The following is a 19,754-nucleotide window of genomic DNA, read 5'->3' on the forward strand; positions in this document are numbered from 1 at the left end:
CTGTTAATCAATATAAAGCCGATTAGTAGCGATTGAAGCAAAAAAAGCTGCCATAAGGCAGCTTTTTCAAAGAGTTTTGAATCGAGTTTAAGACTATTCGTCTCTTTATTTAAGACTATTCGTCTAGGAACGACTTCAAAATCTCTGAGCGAGAAGGGTGGCGCAACTTACGTAGCGCTTTAGCTTCAATTTGACGAATACGCTCACGCGTTACATCAAACTGCTTGCCCACTTCTTCTAGCGTGTGGTCTGTATTCATGTCGATACCAAAGCGCATACGCAGTACTTTCGCTTCACGGGCGGTTAAACCTGCTAAAACTTCATGTGTTGCGTTACGTAAGCTTTCGCCAGTCGCAGAGTCCAACGGTAACTCTAGCGTCGTATCTTCGATAAAGTCACCTAAGTGCGAATCTTCATCGTCACCAATTGGTGTTTCCATTGAGATTGGCTCTTTAGCAATCTTAAGTACCTTACGGATCTTGTCTTCAGGCATTAACATACGCTCAGCAAGCTCTTCAGGTGATGGCTCGCGACCCATCTCTTGTAACATTTGACGAGAGATACGGTTTAGTTTGTTGATCGTCTCGATCATATGTACTGGGATACGAATCGTTCTTGCTTGGTCAGCAATAGAACGAGTGATCGCCTGACGGATCCACCATGTTGCATAAGTTGAGAACTTATAACCACGACGGTATTCGAACTTATCTACCGCTTTCATTAGACCGATGTTACCTTCCTGGATGAGATCCAAGAACTGTAGACCGCGGTTGGTGTACTTTTTAGCAATCGAAATTACTAGACGTAAGTTCGCTTCAACCATCTCTTTCTTCGCACGGCGTGCTTTCGCTTCACCGATAGACATACGACGGTTGATATCTTTAATTGCGCCGATGGCTAGACCGGTTTCAGTTTCAATCGCGTCAAGCTTTGCGCGGCAACGCTGAACATCGTAGTCGACCATTTTTAGGCCTTCTGCGTATGGCTTGCCCGATGCTAGCTCTTCATTGAACCACTCGATGCTGCTTTCGTTACTGGTGTACACCTTAACGAAGTTTTTCTTAGGCATTTTCGCTTGTTCAACACAAAGCTTCATGATCAAACGTTCTTGAACACGGACTTTGTCCATCATCGCGCGCATGCTTTTTACTAAGCGGTCAAACTGCTTAGGCATCAAACGGAACTCTTTAAAGATCTCGCCGATTTCAAAAAGGGCTACTGTAGACTCTGGATGGCCACGACCTTTGATAGAGATGATCTCTAATGCTCTTTCGTGAGCGACTCGAAGCGTAGTAAATTTCTCTTTCGCTTCTTCAGGATCTGGACCTTTTGGACCTTCCTCTTCGTCTTCATCATCTTCATCATCGTCTTCATCATCTAATTCTTCATCAGACAGTTCAGAACCAACGTGAGTTGCAGTTGGTGCAACATCCTCTGCATTTGGATCGATGAAACCAGATATGATGTCAGATAGTCTAACTTCCTCTGCTTCGAAGCGATCAAACTGCTCTAGGATCATTGCAATTGCTTGTGGATATTCAGCAACTGAAGCTTGAACCGTGTTGATCCCTTCTTCAATACGCTTGGCGATAACAATTTCGCCTTCACGGGTCAGTAGCTCAACGGTACCCATTTCACGCATGTACATGCGGACAGGGTCAGTAGTACGACCTAATTCAGCTTCCACTGTCGCTAATGCGGCAGCAGCTTCTTCGGCAGCATCGTCATCGGTGCTGTCTTCAGACATCATGATTTCATCAGCATCCGGAGCCTGTTCATAGACTCGAATACCCATGTCATTGATCATCTGGATAATATCTTCGATCTGGTCAGAGTCGACCATGTCTGCAGGTAGGTGATCGTTCACTTCTGCGTAGGTTAAGTAACCTTGCTCTTTACCTTTGGCAAGCAACAATTTAAGTTGCGACTGCGGAGTATGATCCATAGATATCATCCAAGTTGGGAAACAGTTAAAACGACGGGCAAAAAACAGCCGCGCAAGTCGTTAATTATAGCCTTCGGTGCTTCACTGTGCTAGTCCAAGTGTTTACTTTTGAGGCAGATTTCGAATCTATGCCTTACTTTTAATCACTGAGATTAGCTTGCTAAGCTGTAATCTTTCATCTTTTGTGAGATTAGTTTTCAAACTCAGCTCTTGGTAGCGTTGCTCCAGATACTGGTTGTTTAACCACACTAAGGTGCCTTTTAACTCTTTAAGTAAGTTTTCATCCGCCACTTGATGATCCCATTGGGTCAGTTTTTTTAGGGTGCTGAATTGATTATCGCCCCTGAACTGTTCAAGTAGTTGTGCGCTGCTCATTACTTTGCCGCGAGTTAAATCTAGTACAAGAGCTAGCAAATCAATGCCTGGCATTTGTACGTGTTTTAGCGCGAGTTGCTCAGGTAATTTTTCACCTAGGCGCGGATGTTGTACTAACAATGCAATGGCTAGTCGCAATGGAGTACCACGTCCTTTCAACGCTTTGTGCTGTTTAGGTTTATCGGCCGTCTTAGTCGAAAAGTTAAATTTTCGTTTAAGCTCATCAGCACCGTTCATTCTTAGCTTATGTGCTAAATCTTCAAGCAGCAGACTCTGCAGTACAGTGTCTTGCACTTTTTCTATCAGTTTAATGGCATTTTTTGCCAAAACACTTTTGTCTTCTTTACCAAATTTTTTCGCTAAGTTTTCAAATAGAAACTCAGGAAGTGCCATGGCTTGGCCAATATTCTGTTCGAACTGTTCTTTGCCGATTTGTCTCACTAGCGTGTCAGGGTCTTCGCCTTCAGGTAGAAACATGAAGCGAACTTGATTGCCAGGTTTTAACAAAGGCAATGCAGTTTCTAGCGCACGCCAAGCGGCTTCTTTACCCGCTTTGTCACCGTCATAACAACAGATAACTTCTTTTGCACTACGCAGTAACAGCTGAAATTGATCAGCGGTAGTTGAAGTACCTAACGACGCAACGGCATAATCGACACCGAATTGCCCTAGAGCAACGACGTCCATATAGCCTTCAACAATGAGTACTTGTTGTGGATCACGATGACGCTGTTTTAGCTCATATAACCCATAAAGCTCATTGCCCTTATGAAATATGGGCGTTTCTGGAGAATTCAAGTACTTTGGCGTACCTTCTCCTAAAACTCTGCCACCAAAGCCAATAACTCGGCCGCGTCGGTCCCTAATCGGGAACATGAGTCGGTCACGAAATCGGTCATAACGCTTTCCGCTGTCATTTTCGATGACCATGCCAGCAGTGAGTAGCTTGTTCTGTGAATCTTGATTCTGACGATATCGGCTTAATAAGCCGTCCCATCCATCGGGAGCAAAACCAATGTTAAAATGTTCGACTACGTCTTTTGAAAGCCCACGATGGCTTAAGTAATCAAGCACTTTCTGTTTATCTGGGTGTTGTCTTAACTGACTTTGGAAGAATAAACTCGACTCTTCCATCAGTTGGTATAAATCACGACTAAGCTCTTGATCGCGAGGCTTACCAGTGCCTTGTTCCTGAGGAACTTCTAGTCCTAACTGTCCAGCGAGTTCTTCAATTGCATCCACGAAGTCGAGTCGGTCATATTCCATGACAAAATCAATAACGTTTCCGTGTGCGCCGCAGCCAAAACAATGATAAAACTGCTTGTCTCTGCTAACGGTAAAAGAGGGAGATTTTTCGCTATGAAAAGGACAACAGGCAGAGTGGTTTTTACCCGCCTTCTTTAGGGGCACTTTAGGGTCGATTAAGTCGACAATGTCAGTGCGAGCTACTAGCTCATTGATAAAATCACGAGGTATCGCCATTAGTGTTGTTAAATGCCGCCTTTAATTTCGTGAAGTTAAAATAGAGAAAATCGAAAACAAACAAGCCGCGCAAAAGCACGGCTTATTCATCATTAAAACAAAAACTACTTGAGTTTTTCACGGATCATAGCGCCAATTGCCGCCATATCTGCTCTGCCCATTACTTTAGGTTTTAATGATCCCATTACTTTACCCATATCCGCCATGGAGGATGCACCCATCTCAGAGATGCTTGCATCAACTAGCACAACAATTTCCTCTTCAGTAAGAGGTTGAGGCAAAAACTCTTCAAGTACTTGAATTTCATCTGCTTCAATTTGTGCTAATTCGTCACGTCCTGCTGCTGCATATTGAGCAATAGAATCACGACGCTGTTTAACCATTTTGGTTAAGACCGCTATAGCTTGGTCATCATTCAAAGATTCGCGGGTATCCACTTCAATTTGTTTGATGGCCGCTAGTGCCATACGAATAGTCCCCAAGCGTACCTTTTCTTTGGCACGCATGGCGGCTTTCATTTGCTCTTTTAGCTGATCAATTAGGCTCATAATGAGATTAGTATAAACGTACGCGACGTGCGTTTTCGCGAGAAAGCTTCTTAGCAAGACGCTTGATAGCAGCGGCTTTAGCACGTTTACGTGCAGTAGTTGGCTTCTCGTAGAATTCACGAGCGCGAACGTCAGCTAAGATACCAGCTTTTTCACAAGAGCGCTTGAAACGACGAAGAGCTACGTCGAATGGTTCGTTTTCACGTACTTTAATAATTGGCATACGCCATCACCCCTTAGGTGTAGGTTGTATTGAGACAATTACTTGACTCAGATAATTTAAAAATGGTGCGGAATTCTATACCGACTCGCCCCCTGGTTGTAAACCCTTATTCGTGATCAGAATTGCGTCTGTTCGGTAATAATCGACATAGATGGCGGTTGTGCTATGGAGTAATTAAAGCACAGCAGGTAGAATTGTCGGCAATATATATGAAGTAAAGATGAGAAACAATGCGGGTTTTAGGAATAGAGACATCTTGTGATGAAACGGGAATCGCCGTTTATGATGATGACAAAGGGCTTTTATCACATACCTTATATAGTCAGGTTAAATTGCACGCCGATTACGGTGGGGTTGTCCCTGAGCTGGCTTCTCGTGATCATGTTCGTAAAATCGTACCCTTGATCCGCCAAGCATTAGCTGATGCCGATATGACCATTGAAGATATTGATGGTATTGCATACACCAAGGGGCCAGGGCTTATTGGTGCTTTGCTTGTGGGGGCCTGTGTTGGCCGTGCATTAGCGTTTTCGTGGGATAAGCCTGCAATTGGTGTGCACCATATGGAAGGGCATCTACTTGCGCCTATGCTTGAAGATGATGTGCCTGAGTTTCCGTTTCTTGCGTTATTAGTATCGGGTGGTCATTCAATGCTTGTGGGCGTTGAAGGGATTGGCCGTTATGAGGTTCTAGGTGAATCTGTAGATGATGCAGCAGGCGAAGCATTCGATAAAACCGCTAAATTGATGGGGCTTGATTACCCTGGTGGGCCGAGATTGTCGAAGCTAGCAGCCAAGGGAGTGGCTAATAGTTATCGATTCCCAAGACCTATGACTGATAAACCTGGACTTAATTTTAGCTTCTCGGGGCTTAAAACATTTGCAGCTAACACCATAGCAGCGGAGCCAAATGATGAACAAACACGAGCGAATATAGCGTGTGCATTTGAAGAGGCTGTGGTTGATACCTTAGCGATAAAATGTAAGCGAGCGTTAAAGCAAACGGGTTACCAGCGTTTAGTGATTGCAGGGGGGGTGAGTGCTAATACGCGTTTACGTGCTCAATTAGCTGAAATGATGACTAACCTTGGTGGTAAGGTTTTTTACCCTCGTGGTGAGTTCTGTACCGATAACGGTGCGATGATCGCTTACGCGGGTCTACAGCGCTTGAAAGCAGGGCAAACCGATGACCTTGGTGTTAAAGGTCAACCAAGATGGCCGCTGGATACTTTAGAGCCTGTCGATTAACTACTGGCTATCAATAAAAAAACGGCGCTATTGGCGCCGTTTTTTTATGACCTTTTCACGTAAGGTGAATATACTTTATAAGCTCTTATTACGCCTTTTACGAGACACTTTAGACTCTTCACCTTTTAACAGGCGTTTAATATTGTCACGGTGGCGGATCACGATAAGCGTTGAAAGCATTGCCACTGGAATGGTAAATCTATCGTCGATCCACCAGGTGTATACGGGGGCGAGTAATGCTGTACATATGGCTGCAAAAGATGAGTAGCGGGTGATTAGCACGATGACAGCCCATGTTAACATGAGAAATAGCGCCAAATAATGGCCAATAGGTGCCATTGCGCCAAAAGCCGTAGCTACGCCTTTACCACCTTTAAAACCAAAAAAGATTGGAAAAATGTGTCCTAAACAGGCTGCAATGGCAATTAAGCCTAATGCGATTGGATCAACGCCTAACCTAAAGGCTAGGTAAGCGGGCGCAGCGCCTTTTAGCATATCAAAAAATAGTACCAGCGCAGCTGAGCTCGCGCCGCCTATGCGTAGCACATTGGTAGCGCCTGGGTTACCAGAACCTTCAGTCCTCGGGTCGGGAAGGCCACGCATTTTACAAACCAGAACAGCACTCGATATTGAGCCTGCCAAATAGGCGCCCATTATCATTAATATTGTTAGTGCTATTGTGGTCAAATTGGTTTCCTTATCCGTCTTAGGGTATTATCGCGCCACACAAAAAAACGCTCTTTATATTCAACTGACAGTCTTATGGATTTGGCAGTGAATTGGAGCACAAAAAACAGCTTTGAATATCTCTGTTAGCTACCTTGCTATTAAAGCGGCTGTTTTTATTAATTCTTTATTTACGAGAACTTATCCTACTTGGATTTGTCCTTGTTCGAAAGAGCCATAGGGTAATATCTCTGCTTTAGGAGGGATTATATCCTTTTTGTTCGTTTTAGCTTATCAGACCTCAGTGGCAATGATTAAGGTTTTGGAGAAAACATGGATAAAGTACTGATTAGAGAGCTTAAAATAGAAACCGTTATTGGGATCTATGAATGGGAAAAGCAGATCCATCAAACCTTGTTACTGGATTTAGATATGGCATGGGATAATCGTTTGGCTGCGGCGAGCGACTCTTACGAGAATGCACTGTGCTATGAAACGGTATCGAATCGACTTACAGCGCTTATTACTGAAAAGCCTATTGAATTGATTGAAACCGTTGCTGAGATGGTAGCGACTTGTGTGATGAGTGAGTTCAATGTGCCTTGGGTTAAGGTCAAAGTGATGAAACCTGGAGCTGTGCCAACGGCTCAAGCCGTCGGTGTTGAGATCGAGAGAGGTCATGCATAAATGGCCAAGATCTACATCAGTTTAGGTAGCAATATTGAGCCTGCTCGCTACCTTAAGGCAGCATTAATTGATTTGGATTGTCACTTTGATAAGTTAGTGCTGTCATCGGTTTATGAGAGTGAAGCGGTCGGTTTTGATGGGACTAACTTTCTTAATATGGTTGTTGCAGCCGAGACCGAATTATCCATTGAAGACGTTGTCGCCAGATTCAAACAAATTGAACAAGATCATGGTCGTGTTGTGGGGGCTAAAAAGTTTGCAGCCAGAACTTTAGATTTGGATCTACTGCTTTATGATGATGTGGTTTGTGAAGCGCCAATTGTGCTACCACGTGCTGAAATTTTATATAACGCATTTGTACTGTGGCCGTTAGCTGAGATAGCTCCCGAGCTAAGTCACCCAGTGGCCCAAGAGTCATACTTGCACCTTTGGAAGCAGTATGAAAAATCACAACAAAAATTATGGCCTATTGAGTTCAATTGGTCTGCTTAAGTCGCTTTTTTAAATAGGATAGTTATGGACACGTTTCAGGTGATTATATTGGCGCTAATTCAAGGCCTCACCGAGTTTTTACCCATCTCAAGCTCTGCGCATCTCATTTTACCGGCGCAATTATTGGATTGGCAAGATCAAGGGCTATCTTTTGATGTGGCAGTGAATACGGGATCATTGCTCGCGGTGGTAATGTATTTCCGTAAAGAATTGTATTCTATGTTTATGGCTTGGACTGGCAGTATAGCCAGTGGCAAACAGACTCAAGAGAGTAAGCTGTCTTGGTGGATTATATTGGCAACTATCCCCGCTGTGATTGTTGGTTTCACGGCAAAAGGCTTTATTGAGACGTACCTGCGTAATATCGAAGTGATTGCTGCAACGACTATCATTTTTGGTTTACTGCTTTGGTGGGCAGACAGAATGCAGCGCCAAGGTTTTAATGAGTTCCAAGTAGGTTGGAAAAAAGCATTGGTTATTGGTCTCGCTCAAGCTATGGCACTCATTCCGGGGACGTCGCGTTCAGGTGCGACAATTACCGCTGCACTTATGCTTGGCTTAAGCCGTGAAGCAGCAGCAAGATTTTCATTTTTGATGTCGGTGCCTGTGAGCCTTGGTGCGGCGATCTTAGTGACTAAAGATTTGCTCTCGAGCGGTCAAGCAATTGATTACCAAGCGTTGGGCTTAGGTATTGTGGTGTCATTTATCGCAGCTTATGTGTGTATCCATTACTTCTTGAAGATTATAAGCAAAATGGGCATGACGCCATTTGTGATCTACAGATTAGTACTCGGCGCCGTCTTGTGTGGTTTTATCTTTCTTTAAAAGCTAGACCTATTTATTTGAACAGTGAGCGTATTATGAACAGTATTTATCTTTGTCCCATTTGCCAGTCAGGCTTAATGCTGCATGAAGAGTCGAAAGGGCTGCATTGTGAGAATAAGCACCACTTTGACAAGAATGAGCAAGGATATTGGCTCTTTGGCCAGGTTAAAAAGCCCAAGATTGACTCTAGAGCAGTGATGCGTGCTAAGCGCTACGTACTTGAATCAGGAATTTATGTACCGCTTGCACAGAAAATGGCTGAGATGATTGGTCAATTACCGCAGTTTTCAGCAGGTAAGTCATTGTCACAGTTAGATTATGATTGCGGCGAAGGTTATTTTTTAAGAACGGTTAAGGATATTCTCGCTGAGCAACAACCTGATATCGCTGTTGAGCAAACAGGGATCTCTGAAGCAGAGAACGCTATTTTTGCTGCAGCTAAGGCGCAAAGTGGTCCGACTTATATCGTTTCAAACTTAAAGCACCTGCCAATTAAAGATGAAAGCTTTGATTTAGTGACCTTAATCGATAAACAACTTAAGGGAAAAGAGCTAACGCGGGTGCTTAAGCAAGAGGGAATTTTATTACAGGTGGCTGCAGGTCCAAGGCATTTGTGGCAAATAAGAGAGTTTATCTACCCTGATTTGAGTGAAAAACCTGTCAGCCATAATTTGCCAAAAGAGCTTGAGTTAGTGCAGAGCGAGCGGTTGTCGATTAAGGTGAGTGTTTCCGGTGAGCAGGCGATTGCGCTACTTGAAATGACGCCATATGCGTGGCGCGCCAATGATAATGTGCGCCATCATATTCAACAGGCGAAGTTTGATTCATTAGAGATAGACTTTGTGATTAGCCTGATGACTAGAAAATAATTGCCGCTCAAGGTAATCTTAATTTATTCAACCTAACGGAATTTTAAATACTGATGATGCGTACATTGCTGTTGTTCATCTTAGCTGCTTTACCGCTAGTTTCATCTGCTAACGTGTATCAGATCCCGCAAGACGGCAGCCGTCTAGTGGGTGAGTTACAGGAGCATGTAGTGGAAAAGGGCGACTATTTTCAAACTATCTCTAAACAGTACAACATAGGCATTTTGGAGTTAATGGAATCCAATCCAGGTGTTGATCCATTTTTGCCAAGACCTGGCACTCGTTTATTAATCCCAACTCAGATGTTGTTGCCTGATGTACCGCATAAAGGGGTGGTGATTAACTTAGCAGAGCTAAGGTTGTATTACTTCCCTAAAGGCGGCCAAGAGGTGCACGTATTCCCTGTTGGTATCGGCCGAATAGGTCGAGAGACACCTGAGATGGTGACTCGGATAAAGTCGCGGATCCCTAATCCAAGCTGGACACCACCTGCGAGTATCCGCAAAGAGCATTTAGAAGAGCGGGGTGAGGAGCTGCCAAGAGTAGTATTGGCAGGCCCTGATAATCCATTAGGAAAATATGCCATTCAGCTTTCTTACGGTGACGGTAGCTACTTGATCCATGGAACCAATAAAGATTTTGGGATCGGTATGCGAGTCAGTGCAGGTTGTATTCGTCTAAACCCTGATGATATTGAATGGTTGTTTAACGAGGTTAAGTATGGTGATTCAGTCACAGTTATTAACCAAACCGTTAAGATCTCTACCGAGCCTGATGGACGCCAAATTATTGAAGTACATTCACCTTTGTCTGAGTCTGAAGGGCAAAGTAACCGTGTGATAGAGATGAATCGTGATGTGGTAGAGTTTATTGGTCAAGAAGATGTTGATTACACTAAAGCGAATGATGCCTTACTGACTCAAAATGGCATTCCAGTCAATATTCAAAGCTAGTTGTAATAAGCTTGGTTGAGTTAAGCGTCCATATGTGGGCGCTTTTTTGTACACGGAAGTACTTATCCCTGCTCGCCATGGAGGGCGAAGGAAGGGGGTTGTACACGGAAGTACTTATCCCTGCTCGCCATGGAGGGCGAAGGAAGGGGGTTGCTGAACGCTGAGTTGTGCGATAGCAGATAAATTTAAGGCTTGGTCAAGTTGCCTTGCATCAAGCCTTTGGAGTCGCTTAATAAGATAAGCTAATTCCTAAACGTAATTACTTCTTGTAAGAAGACGCTACGTTGTCGATACGGTCGTTAGCACGCTTAGCTTCTGCTTGTGCGTCCATAGCTGCTGCTTTCGCATCATTGATGTCTGCAGACATTTTACCGTGATCAGACTTTAGAGAGCTAACTTCAGCTGAAAGCTGGTCAACTTTGTTACCTAGGTTTGCAACGCTTTCTTCAAGAGCAGTAGTGTTTGCACAGCCACCTAGAAGGGCAGTCATTGCTACACCAGCAATCATAAGTACTTTTTTATTCATCGGGAATTCCCTTTATTTAGGTTGGATTTAATAAGCACAGCTGTACGTAACAACTGAACAGCCTAATTATGTCATAGACAAATTTTTTTGCTATGCATTTTAGTGCTAAGGTCTGAATACCTTAGCGAATATTTGCTCAAATGCAAGCTAAGTGCGATTTTTATGCTAAGTAACACAAATATAATACTAGACCATTAATATAGAAATACGCTGAAATTTTTGCATTTTGCTCATTATTCGAGATTCAGCTTAATTTCTTGTACTGCTTCAACACGCGAAGAGGTGAGTTGTTGCCTTATTTCTGCGCCTTTATACCCTGCATCAATAATGTCCTTCACTGAAACGTTTGAGGCGGCTTTAAAGCATTGCTGAATGTAGCTGGCTTGAGGATAGGGGGAAAGTTCAAAACCTGTGCGGCCTTTAGCATCCGCTTCACAGCTTAGTAGCAACTGCTCAAGACGATGTGGCTTGCGCCAGAAGTCGGCTTTATCAAAAAGCTTCACTATCGTGTCTGCTCGAAGTTCATGTGCATTATGGATATTCTGATGCTGATCGCTAACCAGTAACGCAAGGTCACGATATTCATTAGGAACCCTAAAACGCTCGCAAAGTGCCTTGATCAGCGGCAAGCCTTTTTGGCCATGACCATGATGCTTCGGCAGTGATGCTTTTGGGCTTAATGCCTTGCCAAGATCATGCACTAGTGATGCAAATCTAACGGCATTATCATTAGATAGTTTCGCGGCTTGCTCAAGTACCATTAGGGTGTGCACTCCTGAATCGATTTCTGGATGCCACTGCTCAGGTTGTGGTATACCAAATAGAGCATCAATCTCCGGGAATAGCACCGCTAATGCGCCACATTCCTTAAGTACGCTAAAGAAGACTTGTGGTGCATCGGATGTTAAGGATTTATCGAGTTCAATATAGACGCGCTCAGCGGTTAACGCTTCAAGTTCACCACTTTGGCTTATCTTGGTCATCAATGCCATTGTCTCTGCTGCGATGTTAAAGCCTAAAGAGTGAAACCGAGCAGCAAATCTAGCTACCCGTAGTACACGCAGAGGATCTTCTATAAAGGCATCTGAAACGTGTCTTAACAATCGGGCATTAAGATCGGCAATACCATTGAAAGGGTCATATCTATTTCCCTGGTCATCTTGGGCAATAGCATTGATGGTTAAATCTCGCCTAAGTAGATCTTGCTCAAGCGTGACATTCGGCGCCGCATCTACACTAAAACCACCATAACCTGCTGCAGTTTTTCTTTCTGTTCTGGCGAGCGCGTACTCTTGCTGAGTTTTTGGATGCAAAAATACCGGAAAGTCTTTGCCAACTTGCTTATAGCCCTGAGCTAGCATTTGCTCTGGTGTTGCACCAACCACCATATAATCACGATCTTTAATTGGTAGTTCTAGCAAACTATCGCGGACAGCGCCGCCAACAAGGTAAATTTTCACATTAAAACTCATCTATGGACATAAGTGCTAGTTTAGCATGGATAAATTGATGTTCGACGTCAAAATCAGTCACGATAGACCTCTTACTTTAGCGGTTTAACCTGTAGCAAGTTTTGACAACGCTTCAGCTTGGCTTTAACGTGAGTGCAATTTCTATATTTCTGTCATAACGCAAAGCGTCTGCTGACAAGCTAATTGCCCAAAGGGGCGTAGTTTCTCGATAACCAAAGCGTTTGATTAACTGAGGAGTTATTCACGGCTGTAACTGCTGTTGAACAGCTCTCAAAAGGATTGAAAGCGGCATGTATAAGGCTTTTTTTGGATTAAAAGATAATCCATTTTCGATTGCACCTAACCCACATTATCTCTTTCTTAGTGATCGTCATAGAGAAGCATTAGCCCATTTAACTTACGGCTTAGGTGAAACTGGCGGATTCGTTTTACTGACCGGGGAAGTTGGCACCGGCAAGACTACGGTATCACGCTGCTTACTCAATCAACTGCCAGAGAACACCGATACCGCTTTTATTCTTAATCCTGCTCTGACCGAGTTAGAGCTGCTTGCCACTTTGTGTGATGAATTAAAGATAAGCTATGGCGAATCACCAACTCTTAAGCAGCTGACCGATAGGATAAGTGCCTTTTTACTGGAAAATCACAGTAAAGGGCGTAATACGGTGCTTATTATTGACGAAGCACAGCATCTAAAAGCAGAAGTGCTAGAGCAATTGAGACTTCTGACTAACCTAGAAACCGATACTAAGAAATTACTGCAGGTTATTTTAATTGGGCAGCCAGAACTGCAACAACTGCTTAAGCGTCAGGAGTTACGACAGTTAGCCCAGCGCATAACCGCGCGTTACCACTTATTACCGCTAACCATTGAAGAGGTTGCACTTTATGTGCAGCATCGCTTACAGGTTGCTGGGCGTCACGAGCCACTATTTCATAAAAGTGCAGTAAAAGCGCTGCATAAACATAGCGGTGGGATCCCAAGACTAATTAACTTGCTGTGTGAACGTGCTTTAATGGCGAGCTACGGCCAGTCCAAAGTGCCGATTGATAACAAGATGATCAATATGGCGTCGCTAGAGGTGTTAGAAGAGGAGCCTGAAAAGCGTAATAATTGGCTACCCGCCACATTAGCTGCAGGGCTAGTGTTAACCTTCAGTGGCGCATTTTATCTCTTTAGCCAAAGTGCGACTGAACATGTCAGCACGGCGAATAACTCGCAATCTAGCAACCAGCCAACCGTCGTGACAACCCCAAAGTTAGACAGTAGTCAGCGAGTGCTTAAAAGCGCAATAGCGCAAAGCCGCGATATCGATACCGCCTATGCCAGCATATTAGGTCTGTGGGGGAAAACACCCTATATAGGTTTAACGGCTTGTCAGTCTGCTCAGCAGCAGGGACTCTCTTGTTATCAACAGCAGGGCAATTGGAATTCAATTGTGAGATTGAATTTCCCAGCCGTTGTTTATCTAGTTGATGAGCAACAACAAGCATTTTACGGCACCGTGGTTGCGAGACAAGGGGAACAAATATTACTGCAACTTAACGAACAGCAACTGTGGGTTAAGCGCGATTGGTTTACTCGTCATTTTAGTGGAACATTTGAGATCTTATGGCAAGCGCCAAAGAGTCAGGTCAACGAAATCGGTAAGTCAGCTAACCAGGCACAACTGCAATGGCTAGAGAATAGTTTGGCGATAATCAATGAGTCTTCACCACGGTTAGTCAGCGAATTTGATAGCCACCTTGAGCAAAAAGTAAAAGAATTTCAACGTCAGCACGGACTACGAGCTGACGGAATTGCAGGGGCGCAAACATTGGTTCAGCTCAACCTCTACTTAAGTGATATTGGCCCGCGTTTAGGTCAATCTAAGAGGTTGTATTAATGTCTATTTTACTTGATGCAGTCACGCGGGATAAGCAGCAATCACAAGCGATTCAGCATGATGTTGTTATGACGCCGCGCGCACCGTACCAAACGCATGATAATGAGTATCGAACGGCAAAACGCATCGCGCTTTTTGTTGGGCTATTTTTGTCCGTTATAGGGTTAGCTTGGATGTTGAGTCAAGTTCTGCTAACACCTGCAGTTAACAGCCAAAATGCTCAACAAACGATTAGCGATACATCACCAATTGAAAGCCAACAACAGACGGCGCAATTTGTGAGCAGTGAGCGGCCATTTAACGCTGCTGGCGTTAAGCTTGCCGGAAAGGTAGCGTTACCTGTCGCGCAGGCGATGCCAAACGCGGAGGTATCCAGCTACCAACGACAACCTACGAGTGTAAACGAGACTGTCGATAACTCTGGCGGAGTTAAAGCTTCGGGTAATAGTGAGCAGCAAGACTTACTCGCAGCAGTGTTGAAAGCGCAGAAAAGTGTTGAAGCCGATGCGGCTAATCGGGTTGATAGCACTGAATCAAACAGTGGTGATGCTGAGCCAATTATTTTAGGCGCTAATGCGAACCAACGTGGCCAAGATATGCTGGCGTCGTTGCAGTATGAAGTTGATCTCGCAGCGGCTGATGTCGGTTTAGATAGACAAGCTAAACCACAAAAAGATAATAACCTAGTGGCTGCATTTGAAGCCGCGCTAAAAGCAGTTGAACGTGAAAATTCGGTAGCAACACCAGTCACGCAACCTGATTTAGATCCTATTCCTACCACCCCAAAATCGGATGCTATCCCTAAGTACGGGCAGTTGCCAGCAGGGCTTCAACTACAAGTACCAGAATTCAATATTAATGCGCATGTCTATTCAAGTGTGGCTGATAATCGTTGGTTGAATGTTGATGGGAAAGAACTGCAACAGGGCGATATGATCCAAGGGAAGCTTACTGTCGTCGAGATCCGTCCGCGTGATGTCGTTCTGTCTATTGAAGGGACGAAGTTTAAAGTCCCTGCAATTTAGCTATAGTTGCAGTTATCAAAAAGGCCTAACAGAAGTTAGGCCTTTTTTAATTATGACAACCGTTGGATAGTGTTGCCACTAGCCGTAGAAATGGTAAGCCAATAGTAAAGTAAGGCCATAACCTACGCTGTAACAGAGTGCTAGCGCTGGTACGAACTTTAGGTAGCTAACAAAGGTTAACTCCTTCACTTTGCTCATGGCGATAATGCCTGCTGCAGAACCAATGACCAGCAGTGAACCACCCACACCCACTGAGTAAGTTAACCCTAGCCATTCAGGGGTATTAAGTAGGGGCTCAGCCTTTAACAAAGCGGCTGTTAGTGGCACGTTATCGAGCAGTGCTGAACCTATACCTGCTACAAAGTTTGATATATTAGGATCGAACTGAGAATAGACCTGAGTGAGCAGGTCAAGAGTGCCAATTTCTTTCAGCATCCCCACTAACAGTAAAATGCCTAAGAAGAATAACAAGGTGTCGTATTCTACTTGGCGAATATACTCTAAAATCTGCAACTCCTCTTTGTTGCTGCGAGTTGTATGACCAACGAGGAACATTACCGACAAGCCGGTTAAGAAGGTTAACACTGGAGGGATACCAAACAGGATATTGAGTGCCATGGTCATAACAATGGTGCTGAAGAAGATCACCGCGATAATAATATCGACTGAACGCACCTCCTTTTTAATCGGCGTGGTGCTCACTTCCCCTTCAGCCTTTAGCGAGAAAAGCACTGCAAGAAGCATGACGCTAACTGCTGCAGGTACGAATAGCAGTAGTAATTCCGACATGTGTACATGACCGCCAAGAAAAATCATCAATGTGGTCACATCACCTGTAATAAGTGCTACGCCGCCAGAGTTAACGGCAAAGATGATCAACACTGCCATGCGTCGGCGTATCTGCTTATCGAGCTTAAAAGTTGTTAGTAACCCAAGGGATACCAAGGTTGCTGTAACGTTGTCACAGATAGCTGAAAGCACTAGAGAGAACAAAGCGACTTGCAGCATTAACATCCGAACAGATACTCGCTGTGGGAACAGCTTTTGTACCAGAATTTGGATCATACCTTTTGCATTGAGGTAAGCGACAAATGTCATCGTCGACATTAGGAATAACCATAACGTGGCAATTTCAAGCAAGTTTTCGTTTAGCTGCTCTTCGATTAATTTTTCATGGCCGGGATCACCCGCAGCCATAAAAAGTGCAATCCAAGAGATACATCCGAAAAATAGGGTCGTTTTAGCTTTATTGAGATGGGTAACTTCTTCAAACACAATACTTAACAACGCAAGTACTGCTAGCGATATTAGAAATGCGTACAACATAGGGCGACTCACAGGCAAGTTTTGATATTGGATACTGAAAACTCGTATCAGTTTGCTGCTATTTAAGGTCTGTTTAAGCTTTCCTTGTTATAGCGCGGCGATCAGACCACAGCGAAAAACAGAACGCAACCGTTATTTGGTTCAAGGTTTTCTATGGAATTGTGATCTAAGTGGTGTTGCAGTGTTTCTTTAGTGGGCTTTTAAACTGGTGGGGTAGGGATTGCCAGTGGTATCTGTTGTTTTGGCTTTGGGTTTACCCTTAATCGAAACTGGGGGAACAGAGCCGATTGAATCATTAATTTTTGTTAATTAACACCTATAGAACGCTAGGGTATAAGTGACGATAAATTGTCATTGTCAATTTATTGACTGACTGATTAATGAACAGTATATTGTGCTCAAAGTAAATACTGATTGGTATTACTACAACATTTAGTGATTGAGGGCGAAACAATGGCTTTTTTTGTTCGAAGCTTTTTACTCTTAGGTGCAGTTGTTTGGCTACTTGTTAGTTTGAAACAACTTGTTGGATTAGGAGTTTTTGAAAATCCAGGTTTAGTTCGCGATAATTTAACTTTATTGGCACAGGCGTTAATTGCGGTCGTTGTAATAAAAACATCTGTACGGGCAAAAAGTTAGCCCTTCTTAATTGATGAAATTAAAAAGGAACACCTAGGTGTTCCTTTTTTATGTCTACAAAAGTGACTGTTAAGCGTTAGCCTTTCGCCATTTTTGCAAATACACGTTCTGCAGCAGCAAGTGTTGCTTCAAGCTCTGCTTCACCATGCGCAAGCGATAGGAAACCAGCTTCATAAGCGCTCGGCGCTAAGTAAACACCTTCATCTAGCATGCCGTGGTAAAACTCTGGGAACTTTTCAGCGTCGCACTTAGTGACTTGTTCAAATGAAGTGACTTTCTCTTCATCAGTAAAGAAGAAACCGAACATGCCGCCAACGTAGTTGATGGCCATTGGAATGCCGTGTTTGTTGGCAGCCGCTTTAAAGCCTTCTGCAATATATTGCGTCTTAGCAGCTAGCTGCTCGTAAACGCCATCTTCACAAAGTGCTTCCATCTGTGCTAGACCTGCAGACATTGCAATTGGGTTACCTGACAGTGTACCAGCTTGATATACAGGGCCTGTAGGAGCAATAAACTGCATCACATCTTTACGACCACCAAAAGCGCCTACTGGCATACCGCCACCGATCACTTTACCCAGTGTTGTAAGATCTGGTGTTACACCGTAGTGACCTTGTGCGCCGCTTTTAGATACGCGAAAACCTGTCATTACTTCATCGATAATCATCAACGCACCGTATTGGTCACAGATAGCGCGTAGCCCTTCTAAGAAACCTTCGACCGGCGGAATACAGTTCATGTTACCGGCAACAGGCTCTAAAATGATGCATGAAATTGCATCTGGGTACTGCTCAAATAATGCCTTAACAGAATCTAGGTCGTTATAAGTCGCTGTTAGTGTGTGCTTAGCGAAATCTTCTGGAATACCTGGTGAGCTTGGTTGTCCCAGTGTCAATGCACCTGAGCCAGCTTTAACAAGCAAGCAGTCAGCGTGACCGTGGTAGCAACCTTCAAACTTAAGGATTTTGTCACGGCTGGTGAAGCCACGAGCTAGACGAATCGCGCTCATGGTCGCTTCGGTGCCTGAGCTAACCATACGCACCTGCTCCATTGAAGGAACCATTTCAATGACTTTTTCAGCCATAGTGACTTCAAGTTCAGTTGGTGCACCGAAAGATAAACCATTTTCTACCGCTTCCAAAACCGCAGCGCGGATTTTTGGGTGGTTATGGCCTAAGATCATCGGTCCCCAAGAACCAACATAATCGATGTACTTTTTACCGTCGGCGTCAAAGATATAAGCGCCGTCAGCTTTTTCAATAAAACGTGGAGAACCACCAACACCATTAAATGCGCGGACTGGAGAGTTAACGCCGCCAGGAATGGTTTTTTTAGCCTGTTCAAATAGTTCGTCGGAACGGGTCATTTTAGATCCTTAAAAGTCAGTAGCCTGATTAAAATTCAGCTTTTCGTGAATACCAATTGACTGGGCGCTCATATTGCTCCAATTGAGAGTCAACACCTAGCGTCAGTGCAAACAGTGCCATACGAATTAATAAACCGTTATCAGCCTGCCTAAATATAGCCAGATTAGGGTGGTTATTAAGATCGTTATCCAGTTCATTTGCTTGTTCACGAGAGTCTCGTGGCAAAGGATGCATGATCACTGTGTTTGATTTGCAATGCTTTGTATAAATACTCTGGTTGAGTCGAAACTTACCACGGTATTTATTTGCTTCATCCTGTGACGGGAAGCGTTCTTCTTGAATTCGAGTTAGATAGAGTATATCAGCGCGATCTAAATTGCCTTCAAGTTGGTCTGTTATTGTGATCTTATGCCCAGCATTTTCAATGTCATTGATCACATAGTCAGGCATTGCCAGCTCTTTAGGTGACACTAACGTGAAGCTGACATCTTTATACATGCACAATAGGCGAGACAGAGAATGTACTGTTCGACCAAATTTAAGGTCGCCCACCATAGCGATATGCATGCCACTGATATCGCGCCCGCCTGATGCGAGTTCTTTTTGAATAGTAAATAGATCCAGCAGTGCCTGTGTCGGGTGCTCGTTTGAACCGTCACCGCCGTTAATCACTGGAACGCGGCTACCTTCGGCAAACTCTTTGACTGAAAACGCTTCAGGGTGACGCATAGCAATAACATCGGAATAGCTTGAGAGCACGCGAGCGGTGTCGTACAAAGACTCGCCCTTTGATAAAGAGGATGACGCCATACCGACGGTTTCATTTACCTTGCCGCCAAGCAGGTTAAACGCACAACCGAAGCTGATACGAGTACGTGTGCTTGGTTCAAAGAATAGGTTGCCTAACACTGCTCCGTCTAAGACTGTGGTTCTTTTTTGTCTTAAAGCATAAGGCGTCATGCGAGTAGCAACGTCGAAAATGTTCTGCACGGCATCCAGATTAAGCTGGTTTACCGAAAGGATATGTGAACCTTGAAACTGAGTCATCAGCCTTTATTTCCAATTTCTGGGGGGCTTTTTAGCTAGCGTTATCACGCGGCTAATTTGCCCTAAATTTATGTAGGGTGGCTGAGGCGGCACTATAGCAAATATTCTGTTCTAGTGGAATATGCGACGGATTGAATATGCGTTGGAAAAAGTG

The 19,754-nt window shown here is 44.1% G+C and carries 19 protein-coding genes; 9 read left to right on the forward strand and 10 right to left on the reverse strand.

All coding sequences use genetic code 11. The features are described from left to right. Window positions 1-115: 115 nt before the first annotated feature. The 4 genes from rpoD to rpsU form a co-directional block, all read right to left on the reverse strand. Window positions 116-1,945, reverse strand: a complete 1,830-nt coding sequence (gene rpoD, locus SWP_RS04890) for an RNA polymerase sigma factor RpoD (protein ID WP_187148541.1) — start codon at window positions 1,943-1,945, stop codon at window positions 116-118. A 126-nt stretch (window positions 1,946-2,071) separates the two neighbouring features. Continuing rightward, window positions 2,072-3,802, reverse strand: coding sequence for a DNA primase (gene dnaG / locus SWP_RS04895; RefSeq protein ID WP_020911288.1), 1,731 nt, complete (start codon window positions 3,800-3,802; stop codon window positions 2,072-2,074). A gap of 104 nt (window positions 3,803-3,906) precedes the next feature. Continuing rightward, window positions 3,907-4,350, reverse strand: a complete 444-nt coding sequence (locus SWP_RS04900; RefSeq protein WP_044555679.1) for a GatB/YqeY domain-containing protein — start codon at window positions 4,348-4,350, stop codon at window positions 3,907-3,909. 7 nt (window positions 4,351-4,357) lie between these two features. Beyond that, window positions 4,358-4,573, reverse strand: a complete 216-nt coding sequence (gene rpsU, locus SWP_RS04905) for a 30S ribosomal protein S21 (protein ID WP_020911290.1) — start codon at window positions 4,571-4,573, stop codon at window positions 4,358-4,360. 230 nt (window positions 4,574-4,803) lie between these two features. On the opposite strand from rpsU, the gene tsaD reads away from it, so the two are divergent. Then, window positions 4,804-5,820, forward strand: a complete 1,017-nt coding sequence (gene tsaD, locus SWP_RS04910) for a tRNA (adenosine(37)-N6)-threonylcarbamoyltransferase complex transferase subunit TsaD (protein ID WP_020911291.1) — start codon at window positions 4,804-4,806, stop codon at window positions 5,818-5,820. 75 nt (window positions 5,821-5,895) lie between these two features. Here the strand turns inward: tsaD and plsY are convergent, their stop codons facing one another. Further along, window positions 5,896-6,507 carry a glycerol-3-phosphate 1-O-acyltransferase PlsY gene (plsY, locus tag SWP_RS04915; protein WP_044555680.1) on the reverse strand — a complete coding sequence of 204 codons (612 nt, stop codon included), beginning with the start codon at window positions 6,505-6,507 and terminating at the stop codon, window positions 5,896-5,898. A gap of 312 nt (window positions 6,508-6,819) precedes the next feature. Here plsY and folB point away from each other — a divergent pair, with 312 nt between their 5' ends. The 5 genes from folB to SWP_RS04940 are packed head-to-tail and all read left to right on the forward strand — an operon-like array spanning window position 6,820 to window position 10,312. Further along, window positions 6,820-7,173, forward strand: coding sequence for a dihydroneopterin aldolase (gene folB, locus SWP_RS04920; RefSeq protein ID WP_020911293.1), 354 nt, complete (start codon window positions 6,820-6,822; stop codon window positions 7,171-7,173). Beyond that, window positions 7,174-7,665 carry a 2-amino-4-hydroxy-6-hydroxymethyldihydropteridine diphosphokinase gene (gene folK / locus SWP_RS04925; protein WP_020911294.1) on the forward strand — a complete coding sequence of 164 codons (492 nt, stop codon included), beginning with the start codon at window positions 7,174-7,176 and terminating at the stop codon, window positions 7,663-7,665. Between the two features lie 24 nt (window positions 7,666-7,689). Beyond that, a complete protein-coding gene (locus SWP_RS04930; RefSeq protein ID WP_020911295.1) occupies window positions 7,690-8,490 on the forward strand; it encodes an undecaprenyl-diphosphate phosphatase in 801 nt (266 codons plus the stop codon). Window positions 8,491-8,525: 35 nt separating this feature from the next. Then, on the forward strand, window positions 8,526-9,359 hold the full coding sequence (locus SWP_RS04935; RefSeq protein ID WP_020911296.1) for a putative RNA methyltransferase: 834 nt from the start codon (window positions 8,526-8,528) through the stop codon (window positions 9,357-9,359). Between the two features lie 53 nt (window positions 9,360-9,412). Next, window positions 9,413-10,312, forward strand: coding sequence for a L,D-transpeptidase family protein (locus tag SWP_RS04940; RefSeq protein ID WP_044555681.1), 900 nt, complete (start codon window positions 9,413-9,415; stop codon window positions 10,310-10,312). 259 nt (window positions 10,313-10,571) lie between these two features. On the opposite strand, the gene SWP_RS04945 is transcribed toward SWP_RS04940, so the two are convergent. Together SWP_RS04945 and SWP_RS04950 are read right to left on the reverse strand one after the other, a co-directional pair. Beyond that, window positions 10,572-10,838 carry an Lpp/OprI family alanine-zipper lipoprotein gene (locus SWP_RS04945; RefSeq protein WP_020911298.1) on the reverse strand — a complete coding sequence of 89 codons (267 nt, stop codon included), beginning with the start codon at window positions 10,836-10,838 and terminating at the stop codon, window positions 10,572-10,574. A 233-nt stretch (window positions 10,839-11,071) separates the two neighbouring features. Further along, complete coding sequence (locus SWP_RS04950) at window positions 11,072-12,298, reverse strand: multifunctional CCA addition/repair protein (RefSeq protein WP_020911299.1); 1,227 nt, start codon at window positions 12,296-12,298, stop codon at window positions 11,072-11,074. Window positions 12,299-12,600: 302 nt separating this feature from the next. On the opposite strand from SWP_RS04950, the gene SWP_RS04955 reads away from it, so the two are divergent. Together SWP_RS04955 and SWP_RS04960 are read left to right on the forward strand one after the other, a co-directional pair. Continuing rightward, window positions 12,601-14,196 (forward strand): ExeA family protein, encoded by a 1,596-nt coding sequence (locus SWP_RS04955; RefSeq protein WP_020911300.1) that lies wholly within the window; start codon window positions 12,601-12,603, stop codon window positions 14,194-14,196. Then, window positions 14,196-15,221 carry a general secretion pathway protein GspB gene (locus SWP_RS04960; protein ID WP_020911301.1) on the forward strand — a complete coding sequence of 342 codons (1,026 nt, stop codon included), beginning with the start codon at window positions 14,196-14,198 and terminating at the stop codon, window positions 15,219-15,221. Before SWP_RS04955 ends, SWP_RS04960 begins: the two co-directional genes overlap by 1 nt. A 78-nt stretch (window positions 15,222-15,299) precedes the next feature. Here the strand turns inward: SWP_RS04960 and nhaD are convergent, their stop codons facing one another. Then, window positions 15,300-16,547 (reverse strand): sodium:proton antiporter NhaD, encoded by a 1,248-nt coding sequence (nhaD, locus tag SWP_RS04965; protein WP_020911302.1) that lies wholly within the window; start codon window positions 16,545-16,547, stop codon window positions 15,300-15,302. Between the two features lie 453 nt (window positions 16,548-17,000). Here nhaD and SWP_RS04970 point away from each other — a divergent pair, with 453 nt between their 5' ends. Further along, window positions 17,001-17,186, forward strand: coding sequence for a hypothetical protein (locus SWP_RS04970; RefSeq protein WP_044556279.1), 186 nt, complete (start codon window positions 17,001-17,003; stop codon window positions 17,184-17,186). Between the two features lie 76 nt (window positions 17,187-17,262). Here the strand turns inward: SWP_RS04970 and hemL are convergent, their stop codons facing one another. Continuing rightward, window positions 17,263-18,552, reverse strand: a complete 1,290-nt coding sequence (gene hemL, locus SWP_RS04975; RefSeq protein WP_020911304.1) for a glutamate-1-semialdehyde 2,1-aminomutase — start codon at window positions 18,550-18,552, stop codon at window positions 17,263-17,265. Between the two features lie 28 nt (window positions 18,553-18,580). After that, on the reverse strand, window positions 18,581-19,600 hold the full coding sequence (locus SWP_RS04980; RefSeq protein WP_020911305.1) for an aspartate carbamoyltransferase: 1,020 nt from the start codon (window positions 19,598-19,600) through the stop codon (window positions 18,581-18,583). Window positions 19,601-19,754: the final 154 nt, after the last annotated feature.

Source organism: Shewanella piezotolerans WP3, assembly GCF_000014885.1.
GTDB classification, from domain to species: Bacteria; Pseudomonadota; Gammaproteobacteria; order Enterobacterales; family Shewanellaceae; genus Shewanella; species Shewanella piezotolerans.

What these genes read in the sequence shown, in the direction of transcription:
- rpoD (WP_187148541.1), bottom strand. Translation starts at nt 1,945, where the DNA reads ATGGATCATACTCCGCAGTCGCAACTTAAATTGTTGCTTGCCAAAGGT.
- dnaG (WP_020911288.1), bottom strand. Translation starts at nt 3,802, where the DNA reads ATGGCGATACCTCGTGATTTTATCAATGAGCTAGTAGCTCGCACTGAC.
- SWP_RS04900 (WP_044555679.1), bottom strand. Translation starts at nt 4,350, where the DNA reads ATGAGCCTAATTGATCAGCTAAAAGAGCAAATGAAAGCCGCCATGCGT.
- rpsU (WP_020911290.1), bottom strand. Translation starts at nt 4,573, where the DNA reads ATGCCAATTATTAAAGTACGTGAAAACGAACCATTCGACGTAGCTCTT.
- tsaD (WP_020911291.1), top strand. Translation starts at nt 4,804, where the DNA reads ATGCGGGTTTTAGGAATAGAGACATCTTGTGATGAAACGGGAATCGCC.
- folB (WP_020911293.1), top strand. Translation starts at nt 6,820, where the DNA reads ATGGATAAAGTACTGATTAGAGAGCTTAAAATAGAAACCGTTATTGGG.
- folK (WP_020911294.1), top strand. Translation starts at nt 7,174, where the DNA reads ATGGCCAAGATCTACATCAGTTTAGGTAGCAATATTGAGCCTGCTCGC.
- SWP_RS04930 (WP_020911295.1), top strand. Translation starts at nt 7,690, where the DNA reads ATGGACACGTTTCAGGTGATTATATTGGCGCTAATTCAAGGCCTCACC.
- SWP_RS04935 (WP_020911296.1), top strand. Translation starts at nt 8,526, where the DNA reads ATGAACAGTATTTATCTTTGTCCCATTTGCCAGTCAGGCTTAATGCTG.
- SWP_RS04940 (WP_044555681.1), top strand. Translation starts at nt 9,413, where the DNA reads ATGATGCGTACATTGCTGTTGTTCATCTTAGCTGCTTTACCGCTAGTT.
- SWP_RS04945 (WP_020911298.1), bottom strand. Translation starts at nt 10,838, where the DNA reads ATGAATAAAAAAGTACTTATGATTGCTGGTGTAGCAATGACTGCCCTT.
- SWP_RS04955 (WP_020911300.1), top strand. Translation starts at nt 12,601, where the DNA reads ATGTATAAGGCTTTTTTTGGATTAAAAGATAATCCATTTTCGATTGCA.
- SWP_RS04960 (WP_020911301.1), top strand. Translation starts at nt 14,196, where the DNA reads ATGTCTATTTTACTTGATGCAGTCACGCGGGATAAGCAGCAATCACAA.
- nhaD (WP_020911302.1), bottom strand. Translation starts at nt 16,547, where the DNA reads ATGTTGTACGCATTTCTAATATCGCTAGCAGTACTTGCGTTGTTAAGT.
- SWP_RS04970 (WP_044556279.1), top strand. Translation starts at nt 17,001, where the DNA reads ATGGCTTTTTTTGTTCGAAGCTTTTTACTCTTAGGTGCAGTTGTTTGG.
- hemL (WP_020911304.1), bottom strand. Translation starts at nt 18,552, where the DNA reads ATGACCCGTTCCGACGAACTATTTGAACAGGCTAAAAAAACCATTCCT.
- SWP_RS04980 (WP_020911305.1), bottom strand. Translation starts at nt 19,600, where the DNA reads ATGACTCAGTTTCAAGGTTCACATATCCTTTCGGTAAACCAGCTTAAT.